This window comes from Cupriavidus oxalaticus, from assembly GCF_004768545.1.
Taxonomy (GTDB): domain Bacteria; phylum Pseudomonadota; class Gammaproteobacteria; order Burkholderiales; family Burkholderiaceae; genus Cupriavidus; species Cupriavidus oxalaticus_A.
On record NZ_CP038636.1, the window covers coordinates 26,285 to 52,426 of the forward strand.

23 protein-coding genes and 7 pseudogenes are annotated in these 26,142 nt (G+C 62.7%); 10 read left to right on the plus strand and 20 right to left on the minus strand.

Annotated features, from left to right (window positions below; genetic code table 11):
- Window positions 1-275: 275 nt before the first annotated feature.
- Window positions 276-1,055, minus strand: coding sequence for an IclR family transcriptional regulator (locus E0W60_RS28065; protein WP_135706343.1), 780 nt, complete (start codon window positions 1,053-1,055; stop codon window positions 276-278).
- Window positions 1,056-1,223: 168 nt separating this feature from the next.
- A complete protein-coding gene (locus E0W60_RS28070; protein ID WP_240746056.1) occupies window positions 1,224-1,424 on the minus strand; it encodes a DUF1330 domain-containing protein in 201 nt (66 codons plus the stop codon).
- On the opposite strand from E0W60_RS28070, the gene E0W60_RS28075 reads away from it, so the two are divergent.
- On the plus strand, window positions 1,423-2,367 hold the full coding sequence (locus E0W60_RS28075) for an amidohydrolase family protein (protein WP_240746057.1): 945 nt from the start codon (window positions 1,423-1,425) through the stop codon (window positions 2,365-2,367). The genes E0W60_RS28070 and E0W60_RS28075 overlap by 2 nt on opposite strands.
- Window positions 2,368-3,093: 726 nt before the next feature.
- On the opposite strand, the gene E0W60_RS28085 is transcribed toward E0W60_RS28075, so the two are convergent.
- The 3 genes and pseudogenes from E0W60_RS28085 to E0W60_RS38375 all read right to left on the minus strand — a co-directional run.
- The gene (locus tag E0W60_RS28085) at window positions 3,094-3,675 is read right to left on the minus strand and encodes an NAD(P)H-dependent oxidoreductase (RefSeq protein WP_135706345.1); all 582 of its coding nucleotides are present in this window, start codon (window positions 3,673-3,675) and stop codon (window positions 3,094-3,096) included.
- Between the two features lie 41 nt (window positions 3,676-3,716).
- Window positions 3,717-5,204: a carboxylesterase/lipase family protein gene (locus tag E0W60_RS28090; protein WP_135706346.1), complete on the minus strand. Its 1,488-nt coding sequence runs from the start codon at window positions 5,202-5,204 to the stop codon at window positions 3,717-3,719.
- 157 nt (window positions 5,205-5,361) lie between these two features.
- Window positions 5,362-5,465, minus strand: a pseudogene (locus E0W60_RS38375) (integrase); the annotation flags it as partial.
- A gap of 142 nt (window positions 5,466-5,607) precedes the next feature.
- On the opposite strand from E0W60_RS38375, the gene E0W60_RS28095 reads away from it, so the two are divergent.
- Complete coding sequence (locus E0W60_RS28095) at window positions 5,608-6,663, plus strand: medium chain dehydrogenase/reductase family protein (protein ID WP_135706347.1); 1,056 nt, start codon at window positions 5,608-5,610, stop codon at window positions 6,661-6,663.
- Between the two features lie 248 nt (window positions 6,664-6,911).
- Here E0W60_RS28095 and E0W60_RS28100 read toward each other — a convergent pair whose 3' ends face one another.
- Window positions 6,912-7,250 carry a winged helix-turn-helix transcriptional regulator gene (locus E0W60_RS28100; protein ID WP_133098024.1) on the minus strand — a complete coding sequence of 113 codons (339 nt, stop codon included), beginning with the start codon at window positions 7,248-7,250 and terminating at the stop codon, window positions 6,912-6,914.
- Window positions 7,251-7,340: 90 nt separating this feature from the next.
- Between E0W60_RS28100 and E0W60_RS28105 the strand changes: the two genes are divergently transcribed.
- Entirely contained in the window at window positions 7,341-7,667 is a 327-nt protein-coding gene (locus E0W60_RS28105; protein WP_133098025.1) for a nuclear transport factor 2 family protein, read from the plus strand.
- Window positions 7,667-8,446 (plus strand): SDR family oxidoreductase, encoded by a 780-nt coding sequence (locus E0W60_RS28110; protein ID WP_135706348.1) that lies wholly within the window; start codon window positions 7,667-7,669, stop codon window positions 8,444-8,446. The genes E0W60_RS28105 and E0W60_RS28110 overlap by 1 nt, the downstream gene beginning before the upstream one ends.
- A gap of 345 nt (window positions 8,447-8,791) precedes the next feature.
- On the opposite strand, the gene E0W60_RS37380 is transcribed toward E0W60_RS28110, so the two are convergent.
- Both E0W60_RS37380 and E0W60_RS28120 read right to left on the minus strand, forming a co-directional pair.
- The gene (locus E0W60_RS37380; RefSeq protein ID WP_205751682.1) at window positions 8,792-9,517 is read right to left on the minus strand and encodes a hypothetical protein; all 726 of its coding nucleotides are present in this window, start codon (window positions 9,515-9,517) and stop codon (window positions 8,792-8,794) included.
- A gap of 804 nt (window positions 9,518-10,321) precedes the next feature.
- Window positions 10,322-10,900: an NnrU family protein gene (locus E0W60_RS28120; protein WP_135706350.1), complete on the minus strand. Its 579-nt coding sequence runs from the start codon at window positions 10,898-10,900 to the stop codon at window positions 10,322-10,324.
- A 78-nt stretch (window positions 10,901-10,978) separates the two neighbouring features.
- On the opposite strand from E0W60_RS28120, the gene E0W60_RS28125 reads away from it, so the two are divergent.
- Complete coding sequence (locus tag E0W60_RS28125) at window positions 10,979-11,383, plus strand: VOC family protein (protein WP_133098012.1); 405 nt, start codon at window positions 10,979-10,981, stop codon at window positions 11,381-11,383.
- Window positions 11,384-11,823: 440 nt separating this feature from the next.
- Here E0W60_RS28125 and E0W60_RS28135 read toward each other — a convergent pair.
- The 4 genes and pseudogenes from E0W60_RS28135 to E0W60_RS28150 all read right to left on the minus strand — a co-directional run bounded on the left by E0W60_RS28135 (window position 11,824) and on the right by E0W60_RS28150 (window position 15,213).
- Window positions 11,824-13,030 (minus strand): annotated as a pseudogene (locus tag E0W60_RS28135) (ABC transporter permease).
- A 5-nt stretch (window positions 13,031-13,035) separates the two neighbouring features.
- Window positions 13,036-14,244 (minus strand): ABC transporter permease, encoded by a 1,209-nt coding sequence (locus tag E0W60_RS28140; protein WP_135706351.1) that lies wholly within the window; start codon window positions 14,242-14,244, stop codon window positions 13,036-13,038.
- A complete protein-coding gene (locus E0W60_RS28145) occupies window positions 14,231-14,911 on the minus strand; it encodes an ABC transporter ATP-binding protein (protein WP_135706352.1) in 681 nt (226 codons plus the stop codon). The genes E0W60_RS28140 and E0W60_RS28145 overlap by 14 nt, the downstream gene beginning before the upstream one ends.
- A complete protein-coding gene (locus tag E0W60_RS28150) occupies window positions 14,908-15,213 on the minus strand; it encodes a hypothetical protein (protein ID WP_135706353.1) in 306 nt (101 codons plus the stop codon). Before E0W60_RS28150 ends, E0W60_RS28145 begins: the two co-directional genes overlap by 4 nt.
- A gap of 5 nt (window positions 15,214-15,218) precedes the next feature.
- On the opposite strand from E0W60_RS28150, the pseudogene E0W60_RS28155 reads away from it, so the two are divergent.
- A pseudogene (locus E0W60_RS28155) lies at window positions 15,219-15,533 on the plus strand (nitrile hydratase subunit alpha); the annotation flags it as partial.
- Window positions 15,530-16,210, plus strand: a complete 681-nt coding sequence (nthB, locus tag E0W60_RS28160; RefSeq protein ID WP_135706355.1) for a nitrile hydratase subunit beta — start codon at window positions 15,530-15,532, stop codon at window positions 16,208-16,210. The pseudogene E0W60_RS28155 and the gene nthB, both read left to right, overlap by 4 nt.
- A gap of 453 nt (window positions 16,211-16,663) precedes the next feature.
- Here nthB and E0W60_RS28170 read toward each other — a convergent pair.
- Window positions 16,664-17,089, minus strand: a pseudogene (locus E0W60_RS28170) (DJ-1/PfpI family protein); the annotation flags it as partial.
- On the opposite strand from E0W60_RS28170, the gene E0W60_RS37635 reads away from it, so the two are divergent.
- Window positions 17,089-17,274, plus strand: a complete 186-nt coding sequence (locus E0W60_RS37635; RefSeq protein WP_240746121.1) for a hypothetical protein — start codon at window positions 17,089-17,091, stop codon at window positions 17,272-17,274. The pseudogene E0W60_RS28170 and the gene E0W60_RS37635 sit on opposite strands and share 1 nt — an antisense overlap.
- Window positions 17,275-17,420: 146 nt before the next feature.
- Here the strand turns inward: E0W60_RS37635 and E0W60_RS28175 are convergent, their stop codons facing one another.
- From E0W60_RS28175 to E0W60_RS28185, 3 genes are all read right to left on the minus strand, one after another.
- Window positions 17,421-18,854 (minus strand): sialidase family protein, encoded by a 1,434-nt coding sequence (locus E0W60_RS28175; protein WP_135706357.1) that lies wholly within the window; start codon window positions 18,852-18,854, stop codon window positions 17,421-17,423.
- 310 nt (window positions 18,855-19,164) lie between these two features.
- Window positions 19,165-19,701 carry a dihydrofolate reductase family protein gene (locus E0W60_RS28180; RefSeq protein WP_135706358.1) on the minus strand — a complete coding sequence of 179 codons (537 nt, stop codon included), beginning with the start codon at window positions 19,699-19,701 and terminating at the stop codon, window positions 19,165-19,167.
- Between the two features lie 10 nt (window positions 19,702-19,711).
- Window positions 19,712-20,239, minus strand: coding sequence for a hypothetical protein (locus E0W60_RS28185; RefSeq protein WP_135706359.1), 528 nt, complete (start codon window positions 20,237-20,239; stop codon window positions 19,712-19,714).
- A 197-nt stretch (window positions 20,240-20,436) separates the two neighbouring features.
- Here E0W60_RS28185 and E0W60_RS28190 point away from each other — a divergent pair.
- Window positions 20,437-20,877: pseudogene (locus tag E0W60_RS28190) on the plus strand (porin); the annotation flags it as partial.
- Between the two features lies 1 nt (window position 20,878).
- On the opposite strand, the gene E0W60_RS38380 reads toward E0W60_RS28190, so the two are convergent.
- From E0W60_RS38380 to E0W60_RS28215, 4 genes and pseudogenes are all read right to left on the minus strand, one after another.
- Window positions 20,879-21,085, minus strand: a complete 207-nt coding sequence (locus E0W60_RS38380; RefSeq protein WP_167884625.1) for a TolC family protein — start codon at window positions 21,083-21,085, stop codon at window positions 20,879-20,881.
- A gap of 312 nt (window positions 21,086-21,397) precedes the next feature.
- Window positions 21,398-24,196, minus strand: coding sequence for an efflux RND transporter permease subunit (locus E0W60_RS28205; RefSeq protein ID WP_276609619.1), 2,799 nt, complete (start codon window positions 24,194-24,196; stop codon window positions 21,398-21,400).
- Window positions 24,117-24,920, minus strand: coding sequence for an SDR family NAD(P)-dependent oxidoreductase (locus E0W60_RS28210; RefSeq protein ID WP_135706360.1), 804 nt, complete (start codon window positions 24,918-24,920; stop codon window positions 24,117-24,119). The genes E0W60_RS28205 and E0W60_RS28210 overlap by 80 nt, the downstream gene beginning before the upstream one ends.
- Window positions 24,921-25,251: 331 nt before the next feature.
- A pseudogene (locus tag E0W60_RS28215) lies at window positions 25,252-25,845 on the minus strand (GlxA family transcriptional regulator); the annotation flags it as partial.
- Here E0W60_RS28215 and E0W60_RS28220 point away from each other — a divergent pair.
- Window positions 25,839-26,057 (plus strand): annotated as a pseudogene (locus E0W60_RS28220) (DUF6130 family protein); the annotation flags it as partial. The pseudogenes E0W60_RS28215 and E0W60_RS28220 overlap by 7 nt on opposite strands.
- Window positions 26,058-26,142: the final 85 nt, after the last annotated feature.

A 26,142-nucleotide genomic window follows, 5' to 3' on the forward strand; every position in this document is an offset into this window, starting at 1 on the left:
CTTTGGCGCCACCTCACAGCTTTTCGCTCAGCACCCATAGATCTTCTTCAAGTCACCTCGCTTATTTTCAGCGAAGAAGTTGCGCCAGAGTAGGAATTGGACAGAGCAGTCATTCGACGTTCTTCGCTCGGCCCTTCTCCGACGGTCGGCCGGTCCAGTTGTTCTGACTGAAGTCGCGACAAGAGCGGTCGCCCGGGTCGGTGTTGCGACCGTCGCTCGCAAGTTGCGATGCCGGGTTTTGGCAGACGATCCGGTGGCAATGCAGGAGATCAGGCTTATGTTGTCGGATCAGGCAATGAAGAGGCGAACGACAGATTGCTCCCGCAAGACCGCGAGATGCTCACGCTTGCCTCGAGCAGCGCTTTGATTGCCTTTGTCTTGATGCGCCGGACATCTGGGCTTGCGCCGATTAGCGTCAGACACGCGACTGCCTCGTTCTGAACATCGAGAATCGGCGCGCTCATGGCTGACAGTCCTGGGATGAGAACCGATTCCGCTTCGTCGTATCCGACTCGCCGGATCGTCGAAAGACGCTCAAGCAACTTCACTGGGGGCTGTTCATGGTTCTTCGAAACGGCCATCTCGATCAGGTCATCCCTGACCTGATCGGGGGTGAAGGCGAGCAGTACGCGGCCCGTGGCCGAGTTCGTTAATTGGAATGTCGAGCCCACCGATAGCGTTGTAATGAACGGCACATAGCTGCGTTCCCATCGCACGATAGTGGGGCCGCGATCGCCGAGCACACACAGGAGGGCGGGCAATCCCGTGCTAGAAACTAGCTGTGGCATCGCTTCGCTGGCGAGGCGCAGGTGATCAACACGGGCGAGGGCGGACGCGCCGATGCGTACCGCCGTCGGCCCAAGGTCGTAGAGACCGGTGACTTCATCCTGTACTGCGAGACCGCTTGCCATCAGGCTTGCGAGGTAGCGATGCGCGAGGCTGTTTGGCATGCCGATGGCGCGCGCCAGATCTCGGAGGGGTGTCGCCTTACCCGCCTCGACAAGCGCAAGAAGAACCTCCGTCGGCCGACTGAATCCGGCGCCGTCCTCCGCCATTGCCGGCAGCAGTCGGTGGCAGGTCGTCCGCCGACACCGCCGATGGTTCTGCGATGGTTTTTTTTGCTTTTGTCAAAGCCGTCGATACTCCTCTCGGAAGGGGGGCGAACCTCGGATTCAGGGTGCGCAAACGACTTTTGAGTTTATCACGGGCGATGACACGGCAATTCAGCCAGCTCCGGGCAAGCAGATGACGCGCGCATCGGCATTGCGGAGGCGGAGCGGCAAAATGCGCTGATAGTCCGTGGAGGTGTACCAGGCTTCGGCCTGCTCAGGGCTCTCGAACTCCAGAACCACAAACGTCCCGGTTTTGGCGTCGCCCTCGAGGATGTTGGGCGTACTCGCCACGGCAAGGGAGCAGCAGTTCATGGCGGCAGATCTCGACGCCGCGCTCGCGGCGGGTGCCATCGGCATGTCCACCGGGCTTTATTACCCGCCTGCCAGGGCGGCGGACACCGCCGAAGTGATCGCGGTCGGCGCGCCGCTGACCAATGCCCAGGGCATCATCACGATGCATATCCGGGATGAGGGCGACGCCATCGTCGACGCATTGACCGAAGCGCTGCAGATCGGCCATGCGCTCGGCATCGAGACCGTACTGTCCCACCACAAGCTGGTCGGCAAGGCCAATCACGGGCGATCCGTGGAAACGCTGGCCATGATCGAAGCTGCCGGCAGGAAGCAGTCGGTCTGCCTGGACTGCTACCCGTACAACGCATCGTCAACCATGCTGCTGCCGGCGAGGATTGCACAGTCCGATGATGTCCGGGTGACATGGTCCAAGGCCGATCCCAGGGCAGCCGGGCGGTCACTGTTTGCATTGGCGCGGGAGCGGGGGACATCGCCCGAGGCGCTTGCCGAGGCCCTGCAACCAGCGGGCGCCATCTATTTCGCCATGAGCGAAGACGATGTGAGCCGCATCCTCCGGTACCCGGCCACGATGGTCGGTTCCGATGGCTTGGCACATGACGTGAGTCCGCATCCTCGACTTTGGGGAACCTTTCCTCGCGTACTGGGCCACTATGCGCGAGATCGGGGGCTCTTTTCGCTGGACATCGCCGTCCACAAGATGACCGGGCTGAGCGCGGGTCGCTTTGGCCTTGCCGGGCGAGGTATCGTCGCTGAGAACCACTATGCCGATATTGTCGTGTTCGACGAGCAATCGGTGGGCGACTCGGCGACATTTGACCAGCCGACAGCAGTGAGTACTGGTATCAAGGCGGTGTTCGTTAACGGAAAGCTGGCCTGTCAGGACGGCGAGTCCAAGGACCTGCACGCCGGCAGTGTGCTGCGACACCGGCGCGCAACATAGAACGTGTGGTGCATCAAGGTCCGGGCTCGCCGCCCGGTCCCCGTCACAGATCGTGATACGCCCATTCCATTCCATTCAATGGTCTGGCAGCCATAGGGTATGGGTGATCCCAAGCGCTGACGCCGTAGCGAGGCGGCTGCGCAAAGAGCAGGCGAGATCTTGCACGAGTGCGCTGACGCTGCTCCGTGGATCAAGTACCAGATGACCCGCCTCGGGTTGACCTACGAATATCTCATGATGGCAGGCTGTTTCGCGGTGCCCGGCGTGGCTAGAGGCCCTGCCTCAGGAGGCATCCCGATTCCGGGCCGCCGGTCGTCACGCCTGGGATGGCGCTGAAGATCTGCCAAATTAGATGCAGCGCGCCGTCAATGCCGGGCAGCCGATTGAGCATTTCCGCGTCGTGCGAAAGGAATAGCTCGGGCCGAAGCGTTCCCGACCCTAACCCGTCATCCAATCTTCGGCGCCGTCAACGACCGCTGACAAGCAACTTCCGCCACTTGCCACATTGCTTTCACACGCCGACTTCGCCGACCTCGCTGGCTATGAAGTGCCTGTTCACGCAGACATTCCTCATCAAGAAGTTATCTTCCTCGACGAGACCGACCCCATGTCCTCTCCGATGAAGGAAACCACCGGTTGAATCCACACCGATGAACGGACGGTGGCAGGGAGCCACCACAACGACGGCAACTGCCCAGGAGCGCGCATGTGTCTGCCAAGTTCCGGTCAGTTCCCGTGCGCACCATGTGCACGCATGTTTTCCAGCCACCGGATACGTGTCCTCTCGTTGGCAAAGGTAAGCCCATACAGGTTCTCGCGGATCGGCCTTATCCCGGCGAAACTCAGCATACTTCGCTCGAAGCCGCGGACTCCGTATGCGCCAAAGTACCAGCGATACAGCAGCGCCGGCATTCCCATGGTCACGATGATGCGTGCCGAGCGGCCGGCGAGCAGTCGTCTGGGGAACCCTTTCTCCTTGTAATCCATGGCAAATCCGGGCCGAAAGATGTGTTCGAGAAAACCCTTGAATAGCGCCGGCATGGTTCCGTGCCATAGCGGAAACAGGAAAACCCAATGCTCCGCCCAGCGCATGTCCTCCCTTGGCCGCTCCAATGCTGGAGGCAGTGTGCCAGTCTCGAACTCAGCCTGCGTGCGAAGCAGCGGGAAGTCGAGCTTCGCCACCTCAATGCGCCGTACGCCGTGTCCTGCCGTGGTCGCGCCTTGAGCGTAGGCGTCCGCCAGCGCATGCAGCAAGCGCTGGCCCGATGGGTCTGGATGCCCCTGGATGATCACGATGCGCTTGGACATGTTGCGGGCGAAGCTGTTCGGAAGGCCAGCGGTACGACGCACTAAGGCACGCCGTGCCAGAGGGCAAGCCTCACGGCCAACGGGTCGTCTACCACGGCAGACGGCGTGTCGAAGCGCATCGTTGACCTGTGGACCGGATCGTAGGTGGGCCAGCCGCAATCGCCGTTGACCGCGAACGCAACCCAAGCCCGGTGCATCGCGTCGGCGAGCGGCTGTGGCGGTGTTGGGCCGACCAGCGCCTCTGCTCCGGGGCCCAGAGTATCGAAGATGAATGGTATCTCCACCCCATGCGCCGCGCCCAGACGACCTCCCAACTGTGGCGAACGCCAGGCGAACTCATACATGTACGTCGAGACCCGGGCATTCGCCGCGTGAGCGTCTGCGAGTCGAACGGCAGGGATGCGCCAGTACCAATCCGTCTGGATCTCTGAGAAGAGGTCACCAGCGGTGGCCGTGGGATGTGCTGCGCGGTAGCCGCTCAGGCCTTCGGCCGGCAGGCCGTACGCGGCCACCAGCGCCAGGAGTGAGGCCTCGGTAATGCGATCTATGGCTCCGCTGGGGACCAGGAAGAGCCGGGTCTCCTCGGTATTCGAACCGACCAACAGTGCTGTGTTCGCGGCCGCTCCCGCGCGAATGGCGTCGATTGGGGGGGCAGGAAGAATTGCTCCATCGACCGTAGGCGCCCACGGGAGGCTGCTAAGCGCAACCTCCCCCCAGAATGCCGGGTCCGGATCGGCAGTCAGTTCCTCGCGCAATTGCGCCTGTGCCTGCAGAACCTGCGCGGGCGTGGTTGAGGCAATCGCCTCCCTGGTGGGATCGACCTTCAGGAGCGCCGCCAGCCTGTGGCCAATGCGTTTCGCCGTGGCGGCCGAAGTGACATGGGGTGTGTTTCCGCTTTCCACGATTGCCCGCCGAAACAACCCTTGCGCGCGTGGCACGGTAAGGAGGGTTGCGACGCTCATCCCGCCGGCCGACTGCCCAAAAATAGTGACCTGGCCTGGGTCCCCGCCAAATGCCTCAATGTTCTGCTGCACCCACTCGAGCGCGGCGATCTGGTCAAGTAGTCCGAGATTGGCGAGACCGTCGCCGAGATACAGGAAGCCCTCCGCACCCACCCTGTAGTTGATCGTGACGCACACCACCCCGTCGCGCGCGAAGTGGCGGCCGTCATAGATAGGGGTAGCCCCGGTTGCATGGAACTCGAACATCCCACCGGGAATCCAGACCAACACCGGGCGCCCGGGTGGTCCGGGTTCAGGCGTCCAGATGTTGAGCGTTAGGCAATCCTCGCCGCCGCCAACGAGTTCTCCGAGTGCCTCCGCGATGCCGGGCGGGTACGCAATCTGTGGCGATTTCGGCCCAAACGAGAGCGCATCCCGCACGCCAGGCCAGGGTGCTGCGGATTGCGGCAGCCGCAGCCTGTTCATGCCGAACGGTGGGGCAGCATATGGGATGCCCTTGAACGCGTACACGCCATCGCAGCGGAGGCCTCGCACCTTGCCAAGACGCGTTTCGACAATCGGGTACATGGCCGGCTCCCCCGAAAGGTTGGCACTTGGATAGTGAATAGTCATGAAGGGCCGTGGCTGCTTTGCGCTGCATCAAGAGAAAGCGAGTCCTGGATGTCCCCCGCTCCGACATCGGCCGCGTTTCAAGGCGGGAACCGCGCTTCGCACCGTTTTGAAAAACGGCACGCAGATTCTTGGTCCGTCGATAGATCAGTGATGCTCTTTGGTGCGTCGGATGGAATGCATTCTGTAGGCTGAATCGTCAAGGCCAACCCCGTTGACTTAGGTCAACAGCGCTGGCGAGATAGCACCTAGTTTTAATGCAGAGGCTGCGTACATACGAGCGGCTAGTCTCAAGGCTTTGTCGCTATGTGTCGCCGATCTGCGACGTTGTTGTGGTACGAGACGGATACTCTCCAACGCTATGAAACACATGCGCATCATAGTCACCAACTACGGCGGGCCCGATGCGCTTCACGTAGTGGAGGAGGAATGCCCCGAACCCAAGGCCGGCGAAGTGCGGGTGAGGGTGCTGGCAGCAGGTGTGGGCCAACCCGACCTAATGATGCGCGAGGGCTTTCACCCCGAAACGCCCCCGCTGCCTTTTACGCCCGGTTGGGATCTGGTCGGCATGGTGGATAAACTAGGCAGTGGGGTCTCCGGGGTTGAACCCGGTCAGATCATTGCAGCCTTGCCGATCAGCGGCGCATACGCCGAGTTCGTCTGCCTGGCTGAGCGCGAACTGGTTCCCGTGCCTCCGGGAGTGGACGTGGCCGAGGCTGTCAGCCTCGTACTGAACTACGTTACTGCGTACCAGATGTTACATCGCTGCGCCAAAGTCGAGCCGGGTCAGCAGGTCTTGATTCACGGTGCGGCGGGCGGAGTTGGCTCGGCACTATTGCAGCTTGGGCGGCTCGCCGGGCTGCAAATGTACGGGACCTGTTCATCGCAAGATGCGATGGCGGTTTCTGGCCTGGGCGGCATACCCATTGACTATCAAAGGCTTGATTTCGTGGAAGAGATACGGCGCCTGACGGGTGACGGCGTAGACGTCGTCTTCGACGGCATCGGCGGCAGCAACATCTGGCGTTCCCGCGACGCTCTCCATCCCCGCGGGAAAGTCGTAGCCTATGGCCTTACTGCCTCGCTACGTGGGGGACGCCTGGCATCAGGTCGCTCGGGGCGCCGTAACCGTTTCCAGCGACTTGCGATTTTCGGTGTGTGTATTGTTGGAGGCTGGCTCCTCCCGGGCCGGAAGCGGGTGGTCCCCTACAGCATTCAATGGCTCAAGCGGATGAAACCGGCATTGTTCCGGCAGGACTTGACTGTTCTGCTGGACCTACTTCAACAAGAGAGAATCAAGCCGCTGATTGCTCGGAAATTCTCTCTTAGCGAGGCAAAACTTGCGCACGAGTTGCTCGGCGAGAAAGGCGTGGCCGGCAAAATCGTGCTCATGACCAACGAGGCGTTGATGGGGTGACCGACGCCAAGCTCGAAAACTCGCAAGTCAGGATTGGCCTGACTGAGGCGGAAAGGGCGAGCATGTAACGCTGGCCTGCCGCAACTACAGACTTCCGTTTCCGACCCAGTGCTGCCCCTGAAATAGGATTGACGACCGTCAGGTTCCGGCCCGACATGAGACGATCGCGGATGAGGCCACGTCGATGACTTGCGAAATCGGAGTTCTGGATGACAGGCTTCTTCTCACGCACGCAAGCTCGGCGCAGCCTACGGAAAGTCTTCACGGCGCTCCGCCCATGTCAGGATCGCATCCAGTGCCGGACACAACGCCTGGCCCCAATCAGTCAGGCGGTAGTCCACCTTCGGCGGCACCTGATGATAGACCGTACGCATCACGATGCCGTCCGCTTCGAGGCGGCGTAGCTGCTGGGCAAGCATCTTCTGTGTGATGCCGGGGATCAGTCTCTCGAGGTCCGAAAAGCGCTGTACCTGACCACCGAAAAGGTGAAACAAGATCACCAGCTTCCAGCGGCCTTCCAGCAGTTTGAATGCGGCTTCAACATCGATTGCGGCAGTCGCGGGAGTGTAGTTTTTTCGGTTAGCCAAGGGTTACTTACTTTCTTGTGCGTTCTTGCGATACGGTAACTGTAGCGCCATGATTGGGGCATGAAAACCTTCACGTTGAGGTGAACCCCGATGAACATGATGCTGCCCCCGCCACTGGATGCCTATCTACTCGCGGAAACCGTCACCGACTCCGCCCCTCTCTCGAACTGCTTTGCCGCCGATGCCGTCGTGCGGGACGAAGGCCGCACGATCAAGGGGCTGGAAGCCATCCAGGCCTGGAAGAAGGACAGCAAATCCAGGTACCAGTACAGCATTGAGCCGTTGGACGTATCCCAGGACGGCGCCACTGTGACGATGCACGCACGGCTCACGGGCACCTTTCCCGGTAGCCCAGTCGTGCTGACATATACGTTCGTCCTGGCTGGCGGCAGGATTGCGTCGCTGGAGATTCGCTAATGAACTCCGCACCCGAACTTCTGGGGCTTCGGGCGCTCGTTACGGGCGGAACCAAAGGCGTCGGCAAGGCCGTTGTCGCACGCCTTTGCGAGGCAGGTGCGAACGTTCTGACGACTGCGCGTTCCCGTCCCGATGAACTTGCCGAAGAACGGTTCATCGGGGCGGACATCACAACGGCCGAGGGCTGTAACGCCATCGTCGACGCAGTGCACGAGCGGTTCGGTGGCGTCGATATAGTCGTGCACGTCGTGGGCGGATCATCTGCACCGGCCGGTGGCTTCAGCGTGCTAGATGACGATGAATGGAACAAGGCATTGAGCCTGAACCTATTGCCGGCAGTGCGCATCGATCGCGCGCTGTTGCCCTCGATGGTCGAGCAGCGTTCGGGCGTCATTATCCACGTCACGTCGATCCAGCGGCAATTACCGTTGCCGCAGGCGACGATTGCCTATGCCGCCGCCAAGGCTGCCCTGTCAAACTACAGCAATGCCTTGTCCAAGGAGGTCAGTCCGAAGGGCGTTCGCGTCGTGCGTGTCTCCCCGGGCTGGGTCGAGACGGATGCCGCCGCAGGTCTCGTTGCCGAGATCGCCCGACAAGGCGGCATCGACACGGAAGGCGCCCGCAAGATCATCATGGATTCGCTCGGCGGCATTCCTCTTGGCCGGCCGTGCTCACCCCGGGAAGTGGCAGAACTCATTGGTTTCCTCGTCACTGGCCGCGCCAGTGCCATCACCGGCACTGAGTACGTCATCGACGGAGGAACTGTTCCGACTGCGTGATCTGAGCCGCTTGCCCGGCCGCCCTGGTGTCGAACGTGTCTGCCTACGGACAGGCAGCCACGACCAAGCCTCTTCTGCGAGACAGGGCATCTGTTCGCGACCGCCGCAACGGTCTACGAGCCGAAGGTCACAGCATCATTGACGACCGTCTCTTCTCGGTCCGGGAGCGGGCAGTCGTGAAATTTCTTTGAGCGACTCAAGCTGGCCGACTACAGCCATGGCGTTTCCGTCGTCCTTGGCCAGTTGCGGGGACACGTAATCCCGCGCGCACCGGCGCCGGGGGATGCAAAGGAAGGCCGAGCCCGCAGGGCGAGGCCCGTCGAGTGGAGCGCGTTGGGTTCGCGCCTAGAGCCCCTCATACTTGCCTTCGGCGTCAACGTAGAGAATGCTCGTCAGGAACCACCTGGAACCTGCTTCGTGAAGGTGATACTCGTAATCAGCGGTGAAAGTCACGTTATGCTTCGTCTTGGTGTGGCGCGTCCTTACTATACAAGCGTTCACCGCGCCGAATTCGGTGTCGAGGATTGCCTCGCGATTGTCGTGTGAACAGTCGTCGCCGAATGACACGGGCTGTGGGCGATGCCCCGGCGGGCAATATTTTGAGATCAGCGCGTTGTAAGCGGATTCCGCAGCATCGATACCTTGGAAAGTATCCTGCGCGTTTGCCTGATTAACGAAATCGTTCCATCTTTCATAGTCAGCGATGAAAGCACGAACCACGTCTTCGGGCTCCAAACCGTCAAGGGACGCTGCTGCCGGAGCGAACTCCGGCAGCGGTGCTTCAGGCTGTGGCGGTGCCTCGGGTTCCTGTAGTGCCTTTCCCCGAACCGCAACGCTTGCCTCGAAGTGACCCGGATCGCTGGCCGAAATCCGGATCATGCTTGGAATAAAACTCTTGCCCTCGTACTCCGGGGTGGCTGAGTAGCGGCGAATCTGCCCTTTCTGAGCGAGTGGCACGACGGTGCGCTGATCGATCCGAGCCTTCGATTCGGCGGCATGAGCCGGCACGTACACTGTGTTCGGAAGAATATCCTCGCCCCCGAACTCGAGAGGCATGAGCAGTAGCTTCATGAGCTCTCCTCGCTTACATAAGTCTTCAGCTTTCCCGCGCGAATCGACGTGCCTGTAATCAGGCCCGACGCTGGGTGCGCCGAGATTTTTGAACCATTTCAACATCGGCCTTCTCCCTGTGCCGCTCAACATTCGGCAGGAACCGCGACTTCCAGATAGCGCAACCGGCTTGAAGTTATCCGCTCGGCGGCGGGGTCACGGTTCGGATTGTTCATGCTCACGAAGCAGTTCCTCGGCCCATTCCTGAAGGGACAAATATGCGACGCTTCTCGATTGATCGTCATGCCAGTAGTGCAGCAGCTTGCCCCTCGACGGACCCGCAGTTTCATACACAACGAAGTCTCCCGAGTCGTTGGTTAGAACGGGCAACCACAAGGGGCTCCATGGCTCCATGAAGTCGGACGTCGGATCTGCAAAGAACGAACATTCCCTCCCTATTTCGCTTACCGAGAGCAGCCGCCGATTGTCCTTTCGACTGAGCGGTGAGTTCCATGGCTGCCCATCGTGCCAAGAGAACAGCACGCACACGTCGGCTGGCAGTTGGCCAACTTCTGGGACGGATGAGACAAGCCCAGCCAGGTCTCCCGCCTCAGCCGGAGGCCGAAGCGTCGCGCGGATATGTGGCGGAAGGACTCGCTCGATGCTGGTAAGGACGATCCTCAATGCAGATGGCGCTTGCTCGTTCATTGGTTGAGGTGAACTCATGCTCCGTCCCTGATGTATCCGACGCTTCACAGCGTATAGAACCAAGGCGGGCTTGTCAGCTTCTGGATGAAAAGCCATCCTAACTGCCAGATGTTCTGCTTACGCGAACGCCCGCACGGTGGTCATCCGTTCATGAAGCATGAATCCGAACAACGCCCAGGCCGCTAGTCCTGCGACTGTCACTATTGCATCACGTGCAGGTGTCCCGGCTGGGTAGCTGGTTCTCGCTTCCCGGTCCCGCCGGCGCGCTGACACGAAATCTGCCACCGCCCACGCCAGGAACGCGCCAAACAGCACTACTGCGGCGAGTGTTCCGTTGGCAAGCAGGTGCGCCAGGGCCCAGGCCTGCACGCCTGCCAGCATCGGATGGCCGAGCGCAGCCTTGATGCGGTTGCCAGGCACGTATGCCGCCGCAATCAGCACGAAGGCCGGGATTGTGAGAAATGCCGCAAAGTGCCGCCCCCACGCCGGTGGCGTCCAGACCATCACAGGATGCGCGCTGGCCAGGCCGTAGCCCCAGACAACCACCGCCAGGCCGGCAATCGAAACCAGGGTGAACAAGCCTTTCCAGCGACGCGGGCCGAGCTTGGCAATCTGCGCGGTGCGCCATGAGTCAGCAACCATGCGCACCGAGTGCGCGCCCAGGAAAATGAACAATCCCAATACTAGTAGCGTCATGAAGCGCCCCATTTCATTAACGTCCGGCACACGCCTAAGCTGGACTTATGCCTCCACCCCTACACAGGAGAGTTTCCCATGCTCCAAAACAGTGACGTCGCGACCAGGATTCCTGCACAAGACCTCGCACGAGCGAGAAGCTTCTACTCGAGCAAGCTTGGTCTTGAGCCGGTAGAGGAACGGCCTGGCGGCCTCCGCTACAAATGCGGCAACAGCTACTTCGTACTTTTCGAGTCGGCTGGATCGGCCTCTGGCAGTCACACACAAATGGCCTGGGAGGTCGATGACATTCAGGCAATCGTTAGCGAACTGCGGCACCGGGGAGTCACATTCGAAGAATACGATCTTCCCGGTCTCAAGACCATCAATGGGATCGCCGAGATCCAGGGAAACTACCCGTCCAAGGGTGGCATTGGCGAGAAAGGTGCTTGGTTCAGAGATTGCGAGGGCAACCTTCTTGCCATCGGCCAACCGGTCAAATGAGTCCGTCGACCTCATCGGACGACGATCAAATCGAAGTAGAGCCGACCACCGTGGCGCGATCAGCGATTCGGGGACCATCCATCCGCCAGATCTGCGTCTCACCCGTCTCACTGAGTGCCACACAATGTTCGCCTTGCAGTCGCCCGTCATCGGTACCTTTGGAACAGCGTCGGGGAATCGGCATGCTCCTGGCCGCGCGGGAGTGGGAGCCAACCGTATTTGCGAGCTTGTACAAACCGTCAAGGTAAGAGGAATGGATGCTATTTCCGCAGTTTGGAGGATGCAGCCATGTGGGCTGGTGCAAATCTACTGGGATGATGACAGTCGCAAAGCGACCCATTGCGGCCTGTCGACCCAGCGTGACATCTATGGCGGCTTGGCGGGTCGATGCAGCTCTATTTGGCTTAAGTTTGCAGAGGAATTTGCAGGCAGTATCTACCTCACTCCGACCGCAGCGCCTGCTGCGGCTCCAGCCGCGCCGCCCGCCGCGCCGGCAGCACGCCGGCGGCCAGCCCCACCACCACCGCCACCACCTCGGCGCCCACGGCGTAGGACCACGGCGTGCGCACCGGCAGCGCAGGCACCAGGACATCGAGCACGACGGCGATCAGCCAGCCCACTAGCAGCCCGGCCAGCCCGCCGATAGCGGCCAGCATGGTGGCCTCGGCGAGAAACAGCGCCAGCACCTGCCGGTGCGTGGCGCCGACCGCGCGCAGCAGGCCGATCTCCGCGGTCCGCTCCGATACCGCGATGGTGAGGATGGTCAGGATGCCCACGCCACCCACCACCAGCGACACCGCGCCGATGGCCGCCACCGCGAAAGTCACTGCATAGAGCACCGTGCCGAACACCTCCAGCATCTTCTGCTGCGGGGTGACGGTGAAATCCTCAGCCCCGTGGCGCGCCCGCAGCAGGCGCTTGATCCCCGCCTCCACCTCGGCCACCTGCGCGGGCGGGTCATAAGTCACCTCGATCTCCACCAGGCTTTCGCGGTTGAACAGCTCCAGCGCTCGCCCGGCGGGGATGTAGACGGTATCGTCCAGGTCGAAGCCGAGCATCTGCCCCTTGGCCTCCATCACGCCGACCACCCGGTAGCGCTGCGCGCCGACGCGGATGCGCGCCCCCAGTGGGCTCTTTGCGCCGAACAGCTCGCGCGCCACGCGGGCGCCCAGCACCGCCAGCGGGCGTGCGGCGCGCTGGTCGTCGTCGGGCAGGAACTGACCACTCGCCACGCGCATCGACAGCGCCTCAGTAAATCCCGCGCCGACGCCATAGAGCGTCACGCGCCGGCGCAGACTGCCGTACTCCACCTCGGCATTACCCATGCACCATGGGATTGGTCATGCGCACGTGCGGGGCCTGGCGCAGCGCCACGGCGTCGTCGATGCTCAGCGGGCGGACGGTGTTGATCGAGCCGAGCGAACCCATCCCGCCCTTGGTCTGCGTGCGCCCCGGCGTCACCCCGATCAGGTTGGTGCCGAACTGCGTGAATTCGGCGATCACGAAGCGGTGCAGTCCCTCGCCAATCGAGGTCAGCAGGATCACGGCGGTGATGCCGATGGCAATGCCCAGCGCGCTCAGTGCGGTGCGCAGGCGGTGCGCCGCCAGCGCGGTCAGGGTGAAGCGGAGCAGGTCGGCCCAGCGCATGGTGATCAGCGGCGCGACAGCGCCTGCACGGGATCGAGACGCGCCGCCTGTGAGGCCGGCGCGAGCGTGAAGGCCAGCGCGGTGGCCAGCGCGGTGCCTGGCGCCGCCAGGAGCGCCCACCACGGTGGCGCGAACGGGATGGCAGGATAGATCCGCCCCACCGCCAGGCAGCCCAGGCCGCCCAGCGCCAGCCCGGCGGCGGCGCCGGCCAGCGCCATCAGCGCCGCCTCGCTGAGGAACAGACGTCGGATCTCCCCCGCCGTGGCGCCGATGGCCTTCAGCAGGCCGATCTCGTGGCGGCGCTGCGTCACCGCGATCAGCATCACGTTCATGATCAGGATGCCCGCCACGGCGAGGCTGATGGCGGCAATTGCGCTGACGGCCAGGGTCAGCGCGCGAAGGATGCGGTCGAAGGTCGCCAGCACCGCATCCTGCGTGATCACCGTGACGTCGCGCTCACCTTCATGGCGCAGGCGCAGGATGGCCTCGGCGTCGGCGCGGGCATCGACCACCTGCGCGCGCGAGCGGGCTTCCACCAGGATGCGGAACAGCGAGTTGGTATTGAAGAGCGCCTGTGCGGCCGCGACCGGCACAATCACCAGCTCGTCGGTATTGAAGCCGAGCGACTGTCCCTGTCCAGCCAGCAACCCGATTACGCGGAAGCGTCGGTCGCCGATGCGCAGCCATTCGCCCAGCGCTGGACGGCTGCCGAACAGGTCGGCGGCCACGCGTGCGCCGATCACGCAGACGGGCTGGCCGTGGTGCAGGTCGCCCTCGGGCAGGAAACCGCCCAGCGCCAGCTCCATATGCCGCACCGGCAGCAGCTCGGCGGTGGAGCCCAGCACCGGCGCCTCGCGGCGGCGTGCACCGGCATGCAGGTCGGCGTCGCCGACGATCAGCGGCGCCACGTGCAGTACGGCGGCGCTGCGGCGCAGCGCCAGCGCGTCGTCCAGTGTCAGGTCGCGGGTGGTGGCACCCAGCACGATGCCCGGCGCCGCGCCGACCGTCTCGCTGCGCCCCGGCAGCACGATCACGAGATTGGTGCCGAGCGCGCCGAACTGGTCGACCACGTAGCGCCGCGCCCCCTCGCCCAGCGCCGTGACGATCACCACCGCCGCCACGCCGATGCCCATCGCCAGTAGGATCAGCAGCGTGCGGGCGCGGTTGCCGCGCAGCACCTGCCAGGTGAAAGCGAGCACGTCAGAGCAACGCATGGCGGTCCTCGACGATGGCGCCGTCCACCATGCGCAGGCGACGGTGCGCGCGCTGGCCGATCTCGGGGTCGTGCGTGACCACCAGCAGCGTGCCGCCACGCGTGTGCAGCCCTTCGAGCACGGCCATCACGTCCATGCCGGTGTGGCGGTCGAGATTGCCGGTGGGCTCGTCGGCGAGAATCACCGACGGCTGCATCGCCATCGCACGGGCGATGGCCATGCGCTGGCACTGGCCGCCCGACAACTGATCGGGCCGATGCCCGGCGCGTTCGCTAAGCCCGTACTCCTCCAGCAGCGCGGCCACGCGCCGCTGGCGCTGCGCCGGGTCGATGCCGGCCAGCACCATCGGCAACTCGATATTGCCGGCGGCAGTCAGGCGCGGCACCAGGTGGAACAACTGGAACACGAAGCCCATCTTCTCGCGCCGCACGGCGGCCAGCTCGTTCTCGCTCAGAGCGGTCACGTCACGGCCGTCCAGCAGGTAGCGTCCCGCAGCGGCGCGGTCGAGCAGGCCGATGATATTGAGCAAGGTGGACTTGCCCGATCCGGACGGCCCCATGATCGACAGGTATTCGCCCAGCTCGACCCGCAGGCTGACATCGCGCAGCGCGTGGACGGTCTCGCCGCCAAGCACGAATTCGCGGCGGATGCCTTCCAGCTCGATCATCGCGGGGCCTCCTCCTCCACTGCCCGGGCGCCGGATTTGACGCCGCTGCGGTCAAGCGAGACGACCACCCGGTCCCCGCGCGCCAGGCCGCCACGCACCTCGGTGAACTCGGGATTGGCCAGCCCGGCCTGCACCTGCCGCGCCTGCAGGCGGCCCCCGGCCAGCACCAGCGCGCGGCCGCCGGCGTCGAGCGCCGCGCTGGGAGCCCGCAGCACGCCATCGCGCACCTCGGTGACGATCTCCACATCGGCGCTGTAGCCGACTAGCAGTTCGCTGGCCGGGGCCCGGCGGTCGAGTTCCACCTCGCATGGTCGTCTGCACGCTGTGCTCGTGCTACCCATGGGACGTGCTCGGGCTGCCACCGGTCTGGTACAAGTCGGCCGCTTATCGCTCGCGTGCCGTGTCAGATCCGCGCGGCGTGCTGGCCGACTTCGGTGTCGTCCTGCCAGAAGACGCGCAGATCCGAGTCTGGGACTCGACCGCAGAAGCCCGCTTCATTGTGGTACCACCCCGCCCCGCCGGCACCGAAGGCTGGCCCGAGGAGCGCCTTGCGCGGCTCGTCACCCGTGACTGCATGATCGGCACCGGCTTGCCCCAGCGTCCCGAGGAGATATCGCCATGAACGGAGTTCATGACATGGGGGGCATGCACGGCTTCGGCGCGGTCCAGCCCGAGGCTGACGAACCCCCGTTCCACGCGCAGTGGGAGGAGCGCGTGCTGGCGATGCAGCGGGCCATGCGTTTCACGCGCGCCTGGAACATCGACATGTCTCGCGACGCGCAGGAGCGGCTGCCTGCCGAGGTGTACCTCTCGGTGTCCTACTACGAAAGATGGGAATTGGGAATCGAGCGCAACGCCGTCGAGCGAGGGCTGATCGGCGCCGATGAAATCGCCGCAGGGCATGCCCTGCATCCGGGCAAGCCCGTCGAACGGGTCATGACGACAAACGACATCGAACACGCATTCACCCGAGGCTCTTTCGCTCGCCCGCCCAAGAAGCAGGCCAGGTTCAAACCGGGTGAGCGAGTGCGCACGAAGAACATCAACCCGCCCACCCACACACGCTTGCCGCGATACGCACGCGGCCGTGAAGGAACGATCGAGGCGATCCGGGGTTGCCATGTCTTCCCGGACAGCGTCGTGACAGGCGCGGGAGAAGACCCGCAGTGGCTCTACACTGTCGTCTTCGAAGGCCGCGAGCTCTGGGGAGCGGACACCGACGCCACGCTCACCGTTTCGCTCCCATTCGGCTTCAGTGGGCAAGCGATAGGCGTTATCCGTTGGTTGGCATTCGCCTAGTACGCGAAGTCGACGCAAACGAGCACTCGATGCCCAAGGAGCGCAGGCATTGACGTCAGGCGGCGCAGTTGCTGCAGTCGCACCAGCTCGCGGACCCTTGAGCCCCCGGATCCGCTGGGCCTCGTCGGGAGTCGCGATCACGAGGCCTAGCGCCTCGACGATTCCTGGAATCTGCCGTACCAGGTTGACCGGTGAATGTGGTTGTAGATCAACTCCGTCCAGCCGAGCGAGGCGAAAATACGGTGGCAGATGGCGAGTTGATCATGCGCTTGCTATTCCTCGTCCGGGCAGCCTAGCGGGGTCATGAATCCTCGTTTCCTGTGAAATCGCCATGCGACAGTTCGTGGCACACGTGGTCGTTCTACGCTCGCTCGTCGATCCCAAGGGCCCAGAGTCGGGCAGCGTACGCGTGCGTCGCGGAGGATCGTCGGCCTTCCGGCTATCCAATCCGCGTCAAAGGGAAGAGGCAACCCGCGCAACGATCTCCTCACGTCGCGCTAGCGAGCCTGCGGACCGCCGACGTACCAGCTCCACAATGGACTTTGGTGCGGAATCCAGGCTACCAGCGTCAAACGGCGGAGCGGGCGCATATTCGAGCTCCAACTGGACAGCTTGTGCCTCTTCTTTACCGACGAGCTCAATCGCCAACGTCAGGGCGAAATCGATTCCCGCAGTAATGCCACCACCGGTCACCAGATTGCCGTCGCGGACCACGCGCTCGCGCACGGGAATTGCGCCCAACGGACCTAGTAATTCGTGAAACGCCCAGCGCGTCGTCGCCCGGCGTCCACGGAGCAGACCGGCCGCCCCAAGAACGAGTGCGCCGGTACAGACGGACGTAACGAAGCGCGCATTGCCGGCCTGCCGACGGATGATACTTGACGCTTGTCGCTGATGCCGACGCGCGTAAGGTCGTGTTTTTGACCGAAGGCAAGGAAGCGGCCACGGTTGGCCAGTTCGCTGAACATCTGCGTGAGCACAACGCTTTCGCCCGCTCACTAGCGCTCGGCGATGCGCGCTCGCTCGATTACCAGGTGTTCACAGTGGTGCTGGCTCAGAGCTAGCTCAGGGCAAGACCGGCTTGGCCTGCGCCGATCACGAGAGTTTTGATGCTTTCCTTGACCTTCCGTGTTCCTCATAAGCGCGCCTCATCTGCTCAGCAGACACCTGCGGCATTCCCAATTCCGGAGTAGTTGTTGGGCAACGCAGTTTACGGCGCAACCACAAAAACATCAGTGCGATTCGCCGCATCCCCCGAGTTTGCCTGAACAAAGAAGGGTACAAACGCGGTTCCCATGGCCGCCAACCCTTCATAGTCCCCGACAAAGAAGCCCAATGCCAAAGGCGCCGTCTTCATATCGAAGGGACCGGACAGGTGCACTTCACCGCCGAAGGAGGCGCCCCCGTTGTTCGAAATGGTTAACCAGTAGTCGGTCGGCAGCGTGGTCATATTGCCGGCGGCGAGGTTACGGAAATCGTAGTAGGTAACGGCGACGACTCCAGCGGAATTGACGTGAACTGATGGCGTGAAAGCAGGGCGTCCGGACGGGGTATTGACGCGGATCGGAGGGCTCCAGGTCTGGCCGCCATCGCTTGATGTCGACATGGCGATCTCGTCGTACAGCCCACCGTTGAAGCGCGAATCCTGCCAGACCACGTAAAGTTGCCCGGTTGCCGGGTCGATGGCGGGCTCCGGAATGATGTCACCGGTTCGAACTGCCTCGCCAGTATTGGGATCCGTCACCCCCACCGTGCGCATTTCAGCGATGACCTTCGGCTTGGTCCACGTCGCACCGTCATCGGTCGACATGACGAAAGCGACTTTGGATGCGGTGATGTTGAATGGCGGGCGGATCAGGTTGAAGAAGTTGTAGAGCGAGCCGGTCTGCGAGTTGACCACGATCTGGTTGCCAATGGTCTGCTGCCGCGAAGGGGTGTTGACGATCACCTGCGGCGGGCTCCAGGTTCGGCCGCCGTCGACGGTCTTCGAAAACAGCGCGGGTCCACGGAAGGCTGCCGTGTGCAAATTGGCATATGGGTTGCCGTTTGGCTGCTCGAGACGGTCCCAGACCGCGTAGGCTACGCCAGGGATGACCGGATTAGCAGTCACCGATTCCTTGTCGTTGAAGAACTGCGAAGTGGGTTCGTTGTCGGCGAAGATGACGCTCAGGTTCTGCCAGGTCTGGCCGCCGTCCCGGGAGACCGCGGCGCCGACCGCGTTGCTGTTATTGGAGCGGTTGAATGAGATCGAGATGGCATAGGCGGTGCCGTCGGGTCCGATCGACACCCAGGGGTCGGAGGCCCTCTCGTACCCGAGGCCGTCGGCGCATGCACTGAAGGGCAGTGGCGTCTGCTGCCAGGTTTTGCCGCCGTCGAACGAGGAGCTGGCAACCAGACCGCGCGCGCCGCCATCCGACCAGCGGTCCTGCTGCCAGACCCCGATGAAATTGGCAGGATTGGCAGGATTGACGGCCAGATAGGGCTCGACCTCGGCATTCAGATAGTTGGTGCCCCCCGTTCCACCGCCAATGGTGCAGCTTGCAAAGGGGCTGGGACCGGAAACGAGGGTGGCCGCCTGGCTTGTGAACGCAGCGCAGAGTGCGATTCCGACCAGGAGCGAGATAAGCTTGCTGTGACGATGCATGAGGGCCTCCTCCACTTGCGGACGCTGGCATCAGCTTAGGAGACTTATCTCGTTGGCAGGATGACGAATTGTTAATTCTGCATGAGACTCGGTTTTTCACGGCCGCGTGGGGGCGCCACTGGAGAGCAGACATCCCATTGTGATCCCAAGCAAGGCGATCGTGCGGAATGGCCGATGATGCGACCGATATGATCAGCGGTCCGTTCTTTGAGCAGAACCGGCGTTCGAAGCTCCGTGTGAGAGCGTGGGTCAACGTTCGTAGATGGCCGGGAGCAGCCCGAGATTAGCTCAGGCCCTTATCTGCAGCGCCTCAGCGCAGCACACGATAGGTCGACTGCACCAGGCCTGATGGAAAGTACCGGCTCGATTCGAGCGCCAGACTCACGTCGCGCAGCAAGTCGCCGAACAAGGGTCTGCCGGTCCCGATCAAGACCGGCACGGTTGTGACGACTAGGTCGGCGATCAATCCGTCGCGCAGGAATGACTGGACCAACTGACCGCCATCGACGTACACGCGACGCATTCCCGTCGCCTCCAGTTGCGACATCGCGTCCGTAGGCGTGCAATCCGAGAAACGCACCTTTCCCTGAAGCTCTTCTGGCACCGGCGTGCCTGCCAGTTTTCGGGACAGCACAAGCACGGGCTTGTCGTAAGCCCATTCGCCCATGGTGAGGACCTTTTCATAGCAGCCCCGGCCCATGACGATCGCGTCCTTGTCGGCGATGAAGGCCGGATAGCCGTGGTCTTCGGCGGGGTCATCCCGCTCCAGAAGCCAGCCGATGTCGCCGTCGGGCCGGGCGATAAAGCCGTCGAGGCTGGTGGCAATAAAGACGTGTCCTGTAATCATTGATAGTGCACTAAGAGTGCTTGGCGCGAATGATGGCATCGCGTGCCAGAAGAACCTGTTTCAGCCTTTCGTCCACCGATTCATCGCGTTCCAGACATAGAACAGAACAGGTGACGTGCCTGAGCCATTCCCGATGGCGCGCGAGAGTCCGGCCTTCGGCCGTCCCCGCATCATACTGTGCTGCCCAGTCCAAAAATTCGGGATCGGCCTTGCCGAATCGCAGCTCTTCTCGCCGCCTGAGCCGGGCAACGCGGATATCGGTAGGAAGGTAGAGAAATACGACCAGGTCGAAAGCATGCTCCAATTCGTGCCCCCAACCTATCACAGCTCCCGCCACTACAGTCTCGCCGCTGGCGCGCACGGCGGTCAACAAAGCAGCCGCTCGTTCTTCGGCACCAAATTTCTCTTGATAGGGGGAATTGGTTGGACGCCAAAAGAAATCGTCCGATTCCAGAACTCGCGCTGGGTTGCAAAGCGCAACTGCCTGCGCCAGAGTCGAAGTACCGGAACCTGCGGCGCCAGTGATCAGGATGTGCACGGCGAGCGATGGGAGTGCGAATAGACCGCCAGAGTCTATCAAGTCAACGAGGAGCGAACAGAATTCCGTCCTTAGTCGCCTAGCGACCCATCTGAGACGTTCGATGTGATGGCTCGATGGCGTGCTCACACTCGACAAGCAGTCACTCTTCTCATGGCTGGCCTCGTCATACAAGAAGGTACGCCGTCGGCAAGCAGGTCTATCGGCTCAATTCGGGCGAGTTGTCCGGCTCCCGCTGGGGTGTCGGGGCGTAGAGGATCTCGGTACCGGCATGCAGGCAATACTCGTGCTTGAGAGTGGCTTTGGTGTGGATACAGGCACGCTGCAGCAAGCGGGGCGGTTGTTCGGCCGACAGGCGTTTGTTGGTCTGCAGACGGCCGGCATTGGCCAATTTACCCTTGGGCGCCTGTACACATCGATGCTCGAAGCACTCGGGAATTTTTGCCCCCGCTGCCTATGCCACCCAGTATGAGCCCGTGGTGCTGCAATCAGGCGCGAATTATCGCGAGGACAACACGGTCAAATACACCGGGCAATTCGGACCGGTGACCGCGCTTGCGCATTGGTCCTTTGGCGCGGGCGTGGCCCTGCCGGCATCGGTAGGACTGTCAACGCCGATCGGCGGCAACGGCGAAATAGCTAGTGGGCGTCTACTTCAACCTGCCAACCCCCACCCGCAGCAGCGAAGATTCGCACGAGGTTCGTCCGCAGGCTCGCATCCGATGCGGCTTGTCGCGACTCCGCATCGAGAAGATCACGTTCGGCCACAAGCACGTCCAGCAAGCCCACATAGCCGAAACGGTACTGCGTTCGCGCCAGTTCGGCCGCGCGCCGGTTCTGGGCCACGCCAGCGCCGATTGCGCCTGCAGTCGCGCTGCCCGTGCCTCTTCCACCCGTGCCCGCGCAATCGCCAGCGACTTGTTGTCGGCAATCGCCTCATGGACCAGGGCCTCCAGCGCGCGGTCATTGAAATGCGACCACCATTGCTGGTCGACCCGCGCATCGTCGTTGCTGACGATCAGGTCGGCGTGCGCTTGCGCAGGCGCCAGCGTCTGCCAGCGCGGCGTGACGTCGACACCGGAGCTTTGCGGCCCCACCGGACTCGTGCAGCCGGCTACGACAGCCGCAGCGGCAGCAAGGACCGAGGCGGTCAATCGCTCAAGCTTCAACATGCTGCTGCACCTTTTCCTTCCTCGTGATGCGCTTTTCCAGGTTCCGGCTCAGGACATAGAAGACCGGCGTCAGAAACAGGCCGAAGAACGTGACGCCGATCATGCCGAAGAACACGGCCACGCCCATCGCGTGGCGCATCTCGGCGCCGGCACCGTGCGACAGTACCAGTGGTAGCACCCCCATGATGAAGGCGATAGACGTCATCAGGATCGGTCGCAGGCGCAGGTGCGCAGCCTCGATGGCCGCCGCCAGCGTGCCCTTGCCCTGCATCTCCAGTTCCCGGGCAAACTCGCATATCAGGATCGCGTTCTTGCAGGCCAGTCCTATCACGAAGAACCCTATCTGCGTGAAGAGGTTGTTCTCCCCGCCGGTCAGCCAGACCCCCGCGATGGCCGAGAACAGGCACATCGGCACGATCAGAATGATGGCCAGCGGCACGAACGGGCTTTCGTACTGCGCGGTCAGCACAAGGAACACTAGCAGAATGCAGATCGGGAAGACGATCAGCGCGGTGTTGCCGGCCAGGATCTGCTGGTAGGCCAGCTCGGTCCATTCAAAGGCCATGTCGCCCGGCAGCGTGTCGTTCAGGATGCGCGTGATCGCCGCCTGTGCCTGTCCGGTCGAGTAACCCGGTGCCGCGCGCCCATTGATGTCAGCGGAGCGGTACGCGTTGTAGCGCGATGCGCTGTCGGGGCCGCTGGTGTCGCTGAGCGTCACCACGGCTCCCAGCGGCACCATCCTGCCTTCGACGTTGCGCACCTTCAGTCCGAGGATGTCATCCCGCTTCGAGCGGAAGTCCTTATCGCCCTGCGCGATCACCTGGTACGTGCGGCCGAACTTGTGGAAGTCGTTCACGTAAAGGGAGCCAAGGTAGATCTGCATGGTCTTGAACACATCATCGACGTCCACACCGAGCTGTGCTGCGCGGGTACGGTCCACGTCTGCATAGAGCTGCGGCGTGGAGACGTTGTAGTTGGTGTACACACCCGCCAGCTCGGGCGCCTTGCGCGCCTTCTCCAGTACGTTGTTCACCACCTTGCTTAGCGCCAGGTAGCCGGCGTCGCCACGGTCCTCGATCTGCAGCTTGAAGCCCCCGGTGTTGCCGAGCCCTTGCACGGGCGGGGGTGGGAACACGGCAATGAAGGCATCGCGGATCGACGCAAACTGCTTCTGCAGGCTGGCCGCCATCGCCGGCCCCGTCGTCCCCTGCTTGTGCAGTTCCTCGAACGACTGTTCGCCGACGAACACCACGGCCGAGGAAGGGCTGTTGATGAACCCGTTAATTGAGAGTCCCGGCAACTGCACGGCGGTGCGTACGCCCGGCGCTTCCAAGGCCACATCGACCATCTGGCGTACCACGGACTCCGTGCGATCTAGCGTCGCCCCTTCCGGCAAGCGAACCAGGTTGACCAAGTAGCCTTTGTCCTGGATCGGCACGAAGCCGGCCGGCACCCTGACGAAGCCTAGCACCGTGGCCGCCAGCAGCGCCGCGTAGAGCACCATGGACCCCCGCTTGTGCTGCAACGCCCGCTTCACGCCGCCGCCGTAGTACTCCCCACCTCTGCTGAATAGGCGGTTGAAGCGGCTGAAGAAGCCACCGAGCCAGCGGTCCATCAGCTGCGTCAGCCTGTCCTTGGGCGCGTCGTGCGAACGCAGCAACAAGGCGGACAGCGCCGGCGATAGCGTCAGTGAATTGAAGGCCGAGATCACGGTCGAGATTGCGATGGTCAGCGCGAACTGGCGATAGAACTGCCCGGTGAGGCCGCTGATAAACGCAATGGGCACGAAGACTGCGCAAAGCACCAGCGCGATGGCGATGATCGGCCCCGTCACCTCTTTCATCGCCTTGATGGTAGCCTCGCGTGGCCGCAGGCCGGTGGCAATGTTCCGCTCGACGTTCTCGACCACTACAATCGCGTCATCCACGACGATGCCAATCGCCAGCACCAGCCCGAACAGTGACAACGCATTGATCGAGAAGCCAAAGCCGAGCATCACCGCGAATGTACCGACCACAGACACGGGCACAGCGAGCAGCGGAATGATGGCCGCGCGCCAGGTCTGCAGGAAGACAATCACCACCAGTACCACCAGCACGATGGCTTCGAGCAGCGTATGGATGACCGCCTTGATCGAATCGCGCACGAACGTCGTCGGGTCATAAGCAATACGGTACTCCAGGCCATCGGGGAAGTGCTTGTTCAGTTCGGCCATCTTGGCGCGGACGTTGTTCGAGATGTCGATAGCGTTCGCGCCCGGGGTCTGGAAGATCACCAACGCCAGCGCCTGCTGGTTGTCGAGGAGCGCGCGCAGGGCGTACTCGCTCGCGCCCATCTCCACGCGCGCTACGTCCCTGAGGTAGGTGACCACACCCCCCTCGCGCTTGACGATGATGTTCTCGAACTGGTCCACGTCGGCCAGGCGGCCCTGCACGTTCACGGGCAACTGGATCTCGACGTTGTCCTTGTACGGCGGCCCGCCCACTACGCCTGCCGCCACCTGGATGTTCTGCTTGCGGATCGCGCCCACTACCTCGTCGGGGTTCATGTTGCGCTCGGCGATCTTCTGCGGGTTGAGCCAGATGCGCATCGCATAGTTGCCTGAACCGTAAAGCTTGATCTGGCCAATGCCGGGAACAAGAGCGCGCCAGTCTGCGGTGCGCGCAAGGGCTATGTACTCGGTTGGCGTTTTCGAAGGCAGACGTTCACTGCGCGGCGGTGTAGCGCGGCGCGGCGGGTATATTGCTCGACAGGAGCGGGGACATTGCGCCGCGCGCGGTTTCATAAGCCTCCCACTTCTCCACAGCATGCAGTGACGGGATGGTGACGAGTTCGCGGCGGTCGAAGCCTGTCAGGGCAGCGTCGACCATGTCATCGGCGGACATGACGATCGCCTTGTCGAGACTCTCCAGAGGAAGACCGCCCGTCTGCCAAAACTCGGTGGCCGTGGCGCCGGGCAAGACTGCCTGGACCTGTATGCCTTTGTCGGCCAGCTCATGATGGAGAGACTGGCTGAAAGCAAGCACGAAAGCCTTGCTGCCGCCGTACACGCCATTGAGGATCTCCGGCGCTATGGCGACGATCGAAGAGATATTGATGACGGCGCCTTTGCCACGTGAGGCAAAGCCGGGCACGGCGGCGTACGTCAGGCGCGTCAACGCGGAGACGTTCAGGTCGATCATCCGCGACATTGCGTCGACGTCGCTGTCGAGGAGAGGCGTGTGCGTGCCGACACCCGCGTTGTTGACCAACAGCGCGATGGTGGCGTCCTGTCTGAGCTTTGTTTCGACGGCAGCCAGCCCATCCTTGTCGCTGAGATCAGCGTCCACGATCTCGACGTTCCGGTGCGTTTCGGTCGTGATGCGATTGGCGAGGGTAGCGAGACGCTCGCGATTGCGTGCGACGAGGATAAGGTCATATCCGCGGCGGGCGAGGCGGTCCGCGTACACCGCACCGATACCTGAGGATGCGCCGGTGATAAGCGCTGTGCCGTGATGTGTTTGCGTCATGATGTCACTCCTTGTATGGCGGTTGCCGAATGGCGTGAGTCGATTATGGATAGTCTCCACATTCCATCACACGCCAGCCAACCGTTGTGGTGATGTTGTATGGGAAGGTATTGCTTGCCATCCCTGATACATAGCAATACACCAGTCGCCGGTATTCCTGCTGGCGGACTTCAAGTTGAACCGCCCATGTCTTATGGAGGCTCTGGTTCCCAACAGAATGGAGCCCGGACCCAAGCAAGCCAAACTTTCCCCAGGTCCGAGAGCGAGCGAGACCTCGGCTTCCTGCCCTTCTACGCCTGCCACGCTCGGCAGTGCACCCAACGACATCGCTTCATGCTGGACTCCGCGCTTCGCGCCGTACCGCCTGCAGCGGCAGGCCAAAGCCACGCATAAAGGCTTCGCGCATATGGCGTCGATCGCGAAAGCCGGTCTCTCTCGCGATCACGTCCAGCGGATGCCGGCTTTGCTCGATCATCAGACGCGCAGCCTCCAGGCGCAGACCCTCGATGGCCCTGGCGGGTGACTGCCCTGTCTCCAGCATGAATACGCGGCTGAACTGGCGCGGGCTCAGGTTGACCTTCTGGGCCAATTCGTCGACGGTCAGCGGCCGACTCACGTTCTTGCGTGCGTAGTTCAATGCGTTCTGGATACGGTCCGACTTCGGCGCGAGTTCGAGCATTTCGGAGTGCTGAGACTGTCCTCCCGAACGGTGTTGATGCATTACCAGGTTGTGCGCGACCGAACGCGCCACGTCTGCACCCAGGTCCTTCTCCACCATCGCCAGCGCGAGATCGAGCCCTGCGGTCATCCCCGCAGACGTCCAAATCGGGCCGTCGACGATATAGATGCGGTCGTCCTCCACGCGGATGTCCGGAAAACGCTTCTGCATCTCTCGCGCAAACGCCCAGTGAGTCGTTCGATATCTCGCCACGCATCGGGCATCTGCACGCAACAATGGACGACGTTCATGGCACTTGGGCCCATACGAGTGAAGACCCGATCATCGTCGTCGGGCTCACGCCGGGGCCGCACAAGCTTCGGCTCGAGTTGGCTGACCCGAGCCACAAGATCCTGGCGACGGAGGTGGTTGCCGTCACGGTTCCAGATCTTAAGGTCTCGAAGCCGCACGAGCATTGATGTATTGTGTGCCCGTCTGTTTCTGGCGGGCGCGCGGACTGCCAGGATAACGAATCTGCGGCTGTGATCCCGCCACTTGCTGCCC

What these genes read in the sequence shown, in the direction of transcription:
- E0W60_RS28065 (WP_135706343.1), bottom strand. Translation starts at nt 1,055, where the DNA reads ATGGCGGAGGACGGCGCCGGATTCAGTCGGCCGACGGAGGTTCTTCTT.
- E0W60_RS28075 (WP_240746057.1), top strand. Translation starts at nt 1,423, where the DNA reads ATGGCGGCAGATCTCGACGCCGCGCTCGCGGCGGGTGCCATCGGCATG.
- E0W60_RS28070 (WP_240746056.1), bottom strand. Translation starts at nt 1,424, where the DNA reads ATGAACTGCTGCTCCCTTGCCGTGGCGAGTACGCCCAACATCCTCGAG.
- E0W60_RS28085 (WP_135706345.1), bottom strand. Translation starts at nt 3,675, where the DNA reads ATGTCCAAGCGCATCGTGATCATCCAGGGGCATCCAGACCCATCGGGC.
- E0W60_RS28090 (WP_135706346.1), bottom strand. Translation starts at nt 5,204, where the DNA reads ATGTACCCGATTGTCGAAACGCGTCTTGGCAAGGTGCGAGGCCTCCGC.
- E0W60_RS28095 (WP_135706347.1), top strand. Translation starts at nt 5,608, where the DNA reads ATGAAACACATGCGCATCATAGTCACCAACTACGGCGGGCCCGATGCG.
- E0W60_RS28105 (WP_133098025.1), top strand. Translation starts at nt 7,341, where the DNA reads ATGAACATGATGCTGCCCCCGCCACTGGATGCCTATCTACTCGCGGAA.
- E0W60_RS28110 (WP_135706348.1), top strand. Translation starts at nt 7,667, where the DNA reads ATGAACTCCGCACCCGAACTTCTGGGGCTTCGGGCGCTCGTTACGGGC.
- E0W60_RS37380 (WP_205751682.1), bottom strand. Translation starts at nt 9,517, where the DNA reads ATGAAGCTACTGCTCATGCCTCTCGAGTTCGGGGGCGAGGATATTCTT.
- E0W60_RS28120 (WP_135706350.1), bottom strand. Translation starts at nt 10,900, where the DNA reads ATGACGCTACTAGTATTGGGATTGTTCATTTTCCTGGGCGCGCACTCG.
- E0W60_RS28125 (WP_133098012.1), top strand. Translation starts at nt 10,979, where the DNA reads ATGCTCCAAAACAGTGACGTCGCGACCAGGATTCCTGCACAAGACCTC.
- E0W60_RS28140 (WP_135706351.1), bottom strand. Translation starts at nt 14,244, where the DNA reads ATGCGTTGCTCTGACGTGCTCGCTTTCACCTGGCAGGTGCTGCGCGGC.
- E0W60_RS28145 (WP_135706352.1), bottom strand. Translation starts at nt 14,911, where the DNA reads ATGATCGAGCTGGAAGGCATCCGCCGCGAATTCGTGCTTGGCGGCGAG.
- nthB (WP_135706355.1), top strand. Translation starts at nt 15,530, where the DNA reads ATGAACGGAGTTCATGACATGGGGGGCATGCACGGCTTCGGCGCGGTC.
- E0W60_RS28175 (WP_135706357.1), bottom strand. Translation starts at nt 18,854, where the DNA reads ATGCATCGTCACAGCAAGCTTATCTCGCTCCTGGTCGGAATCGCACTC.
- E0W60_RS28180 (WP_135706358.1), bottom strand. Translation starts at nt 19,701, where the DNA reads ATGATTACAGGACACGTCTTTATTGCCACCAGCCTCGACGGCTTTATC.
- E0W60_RS28205 (WP_276609619.1), bottom strand. Translation starts at nt 24,196, where the DNA reads ATGAAACCGCGCGCGGCGCAATGTCCCCGCTCCTGTCGAGCAATATAC.
- E0W60_RS28210 (WP_135706360.1), bottom strand. Translation starts at nt 24,920, where the DNA reads ATGACGCAAACACATCACGGCACAGCGCTTATCACCGGCGCATCCTCA.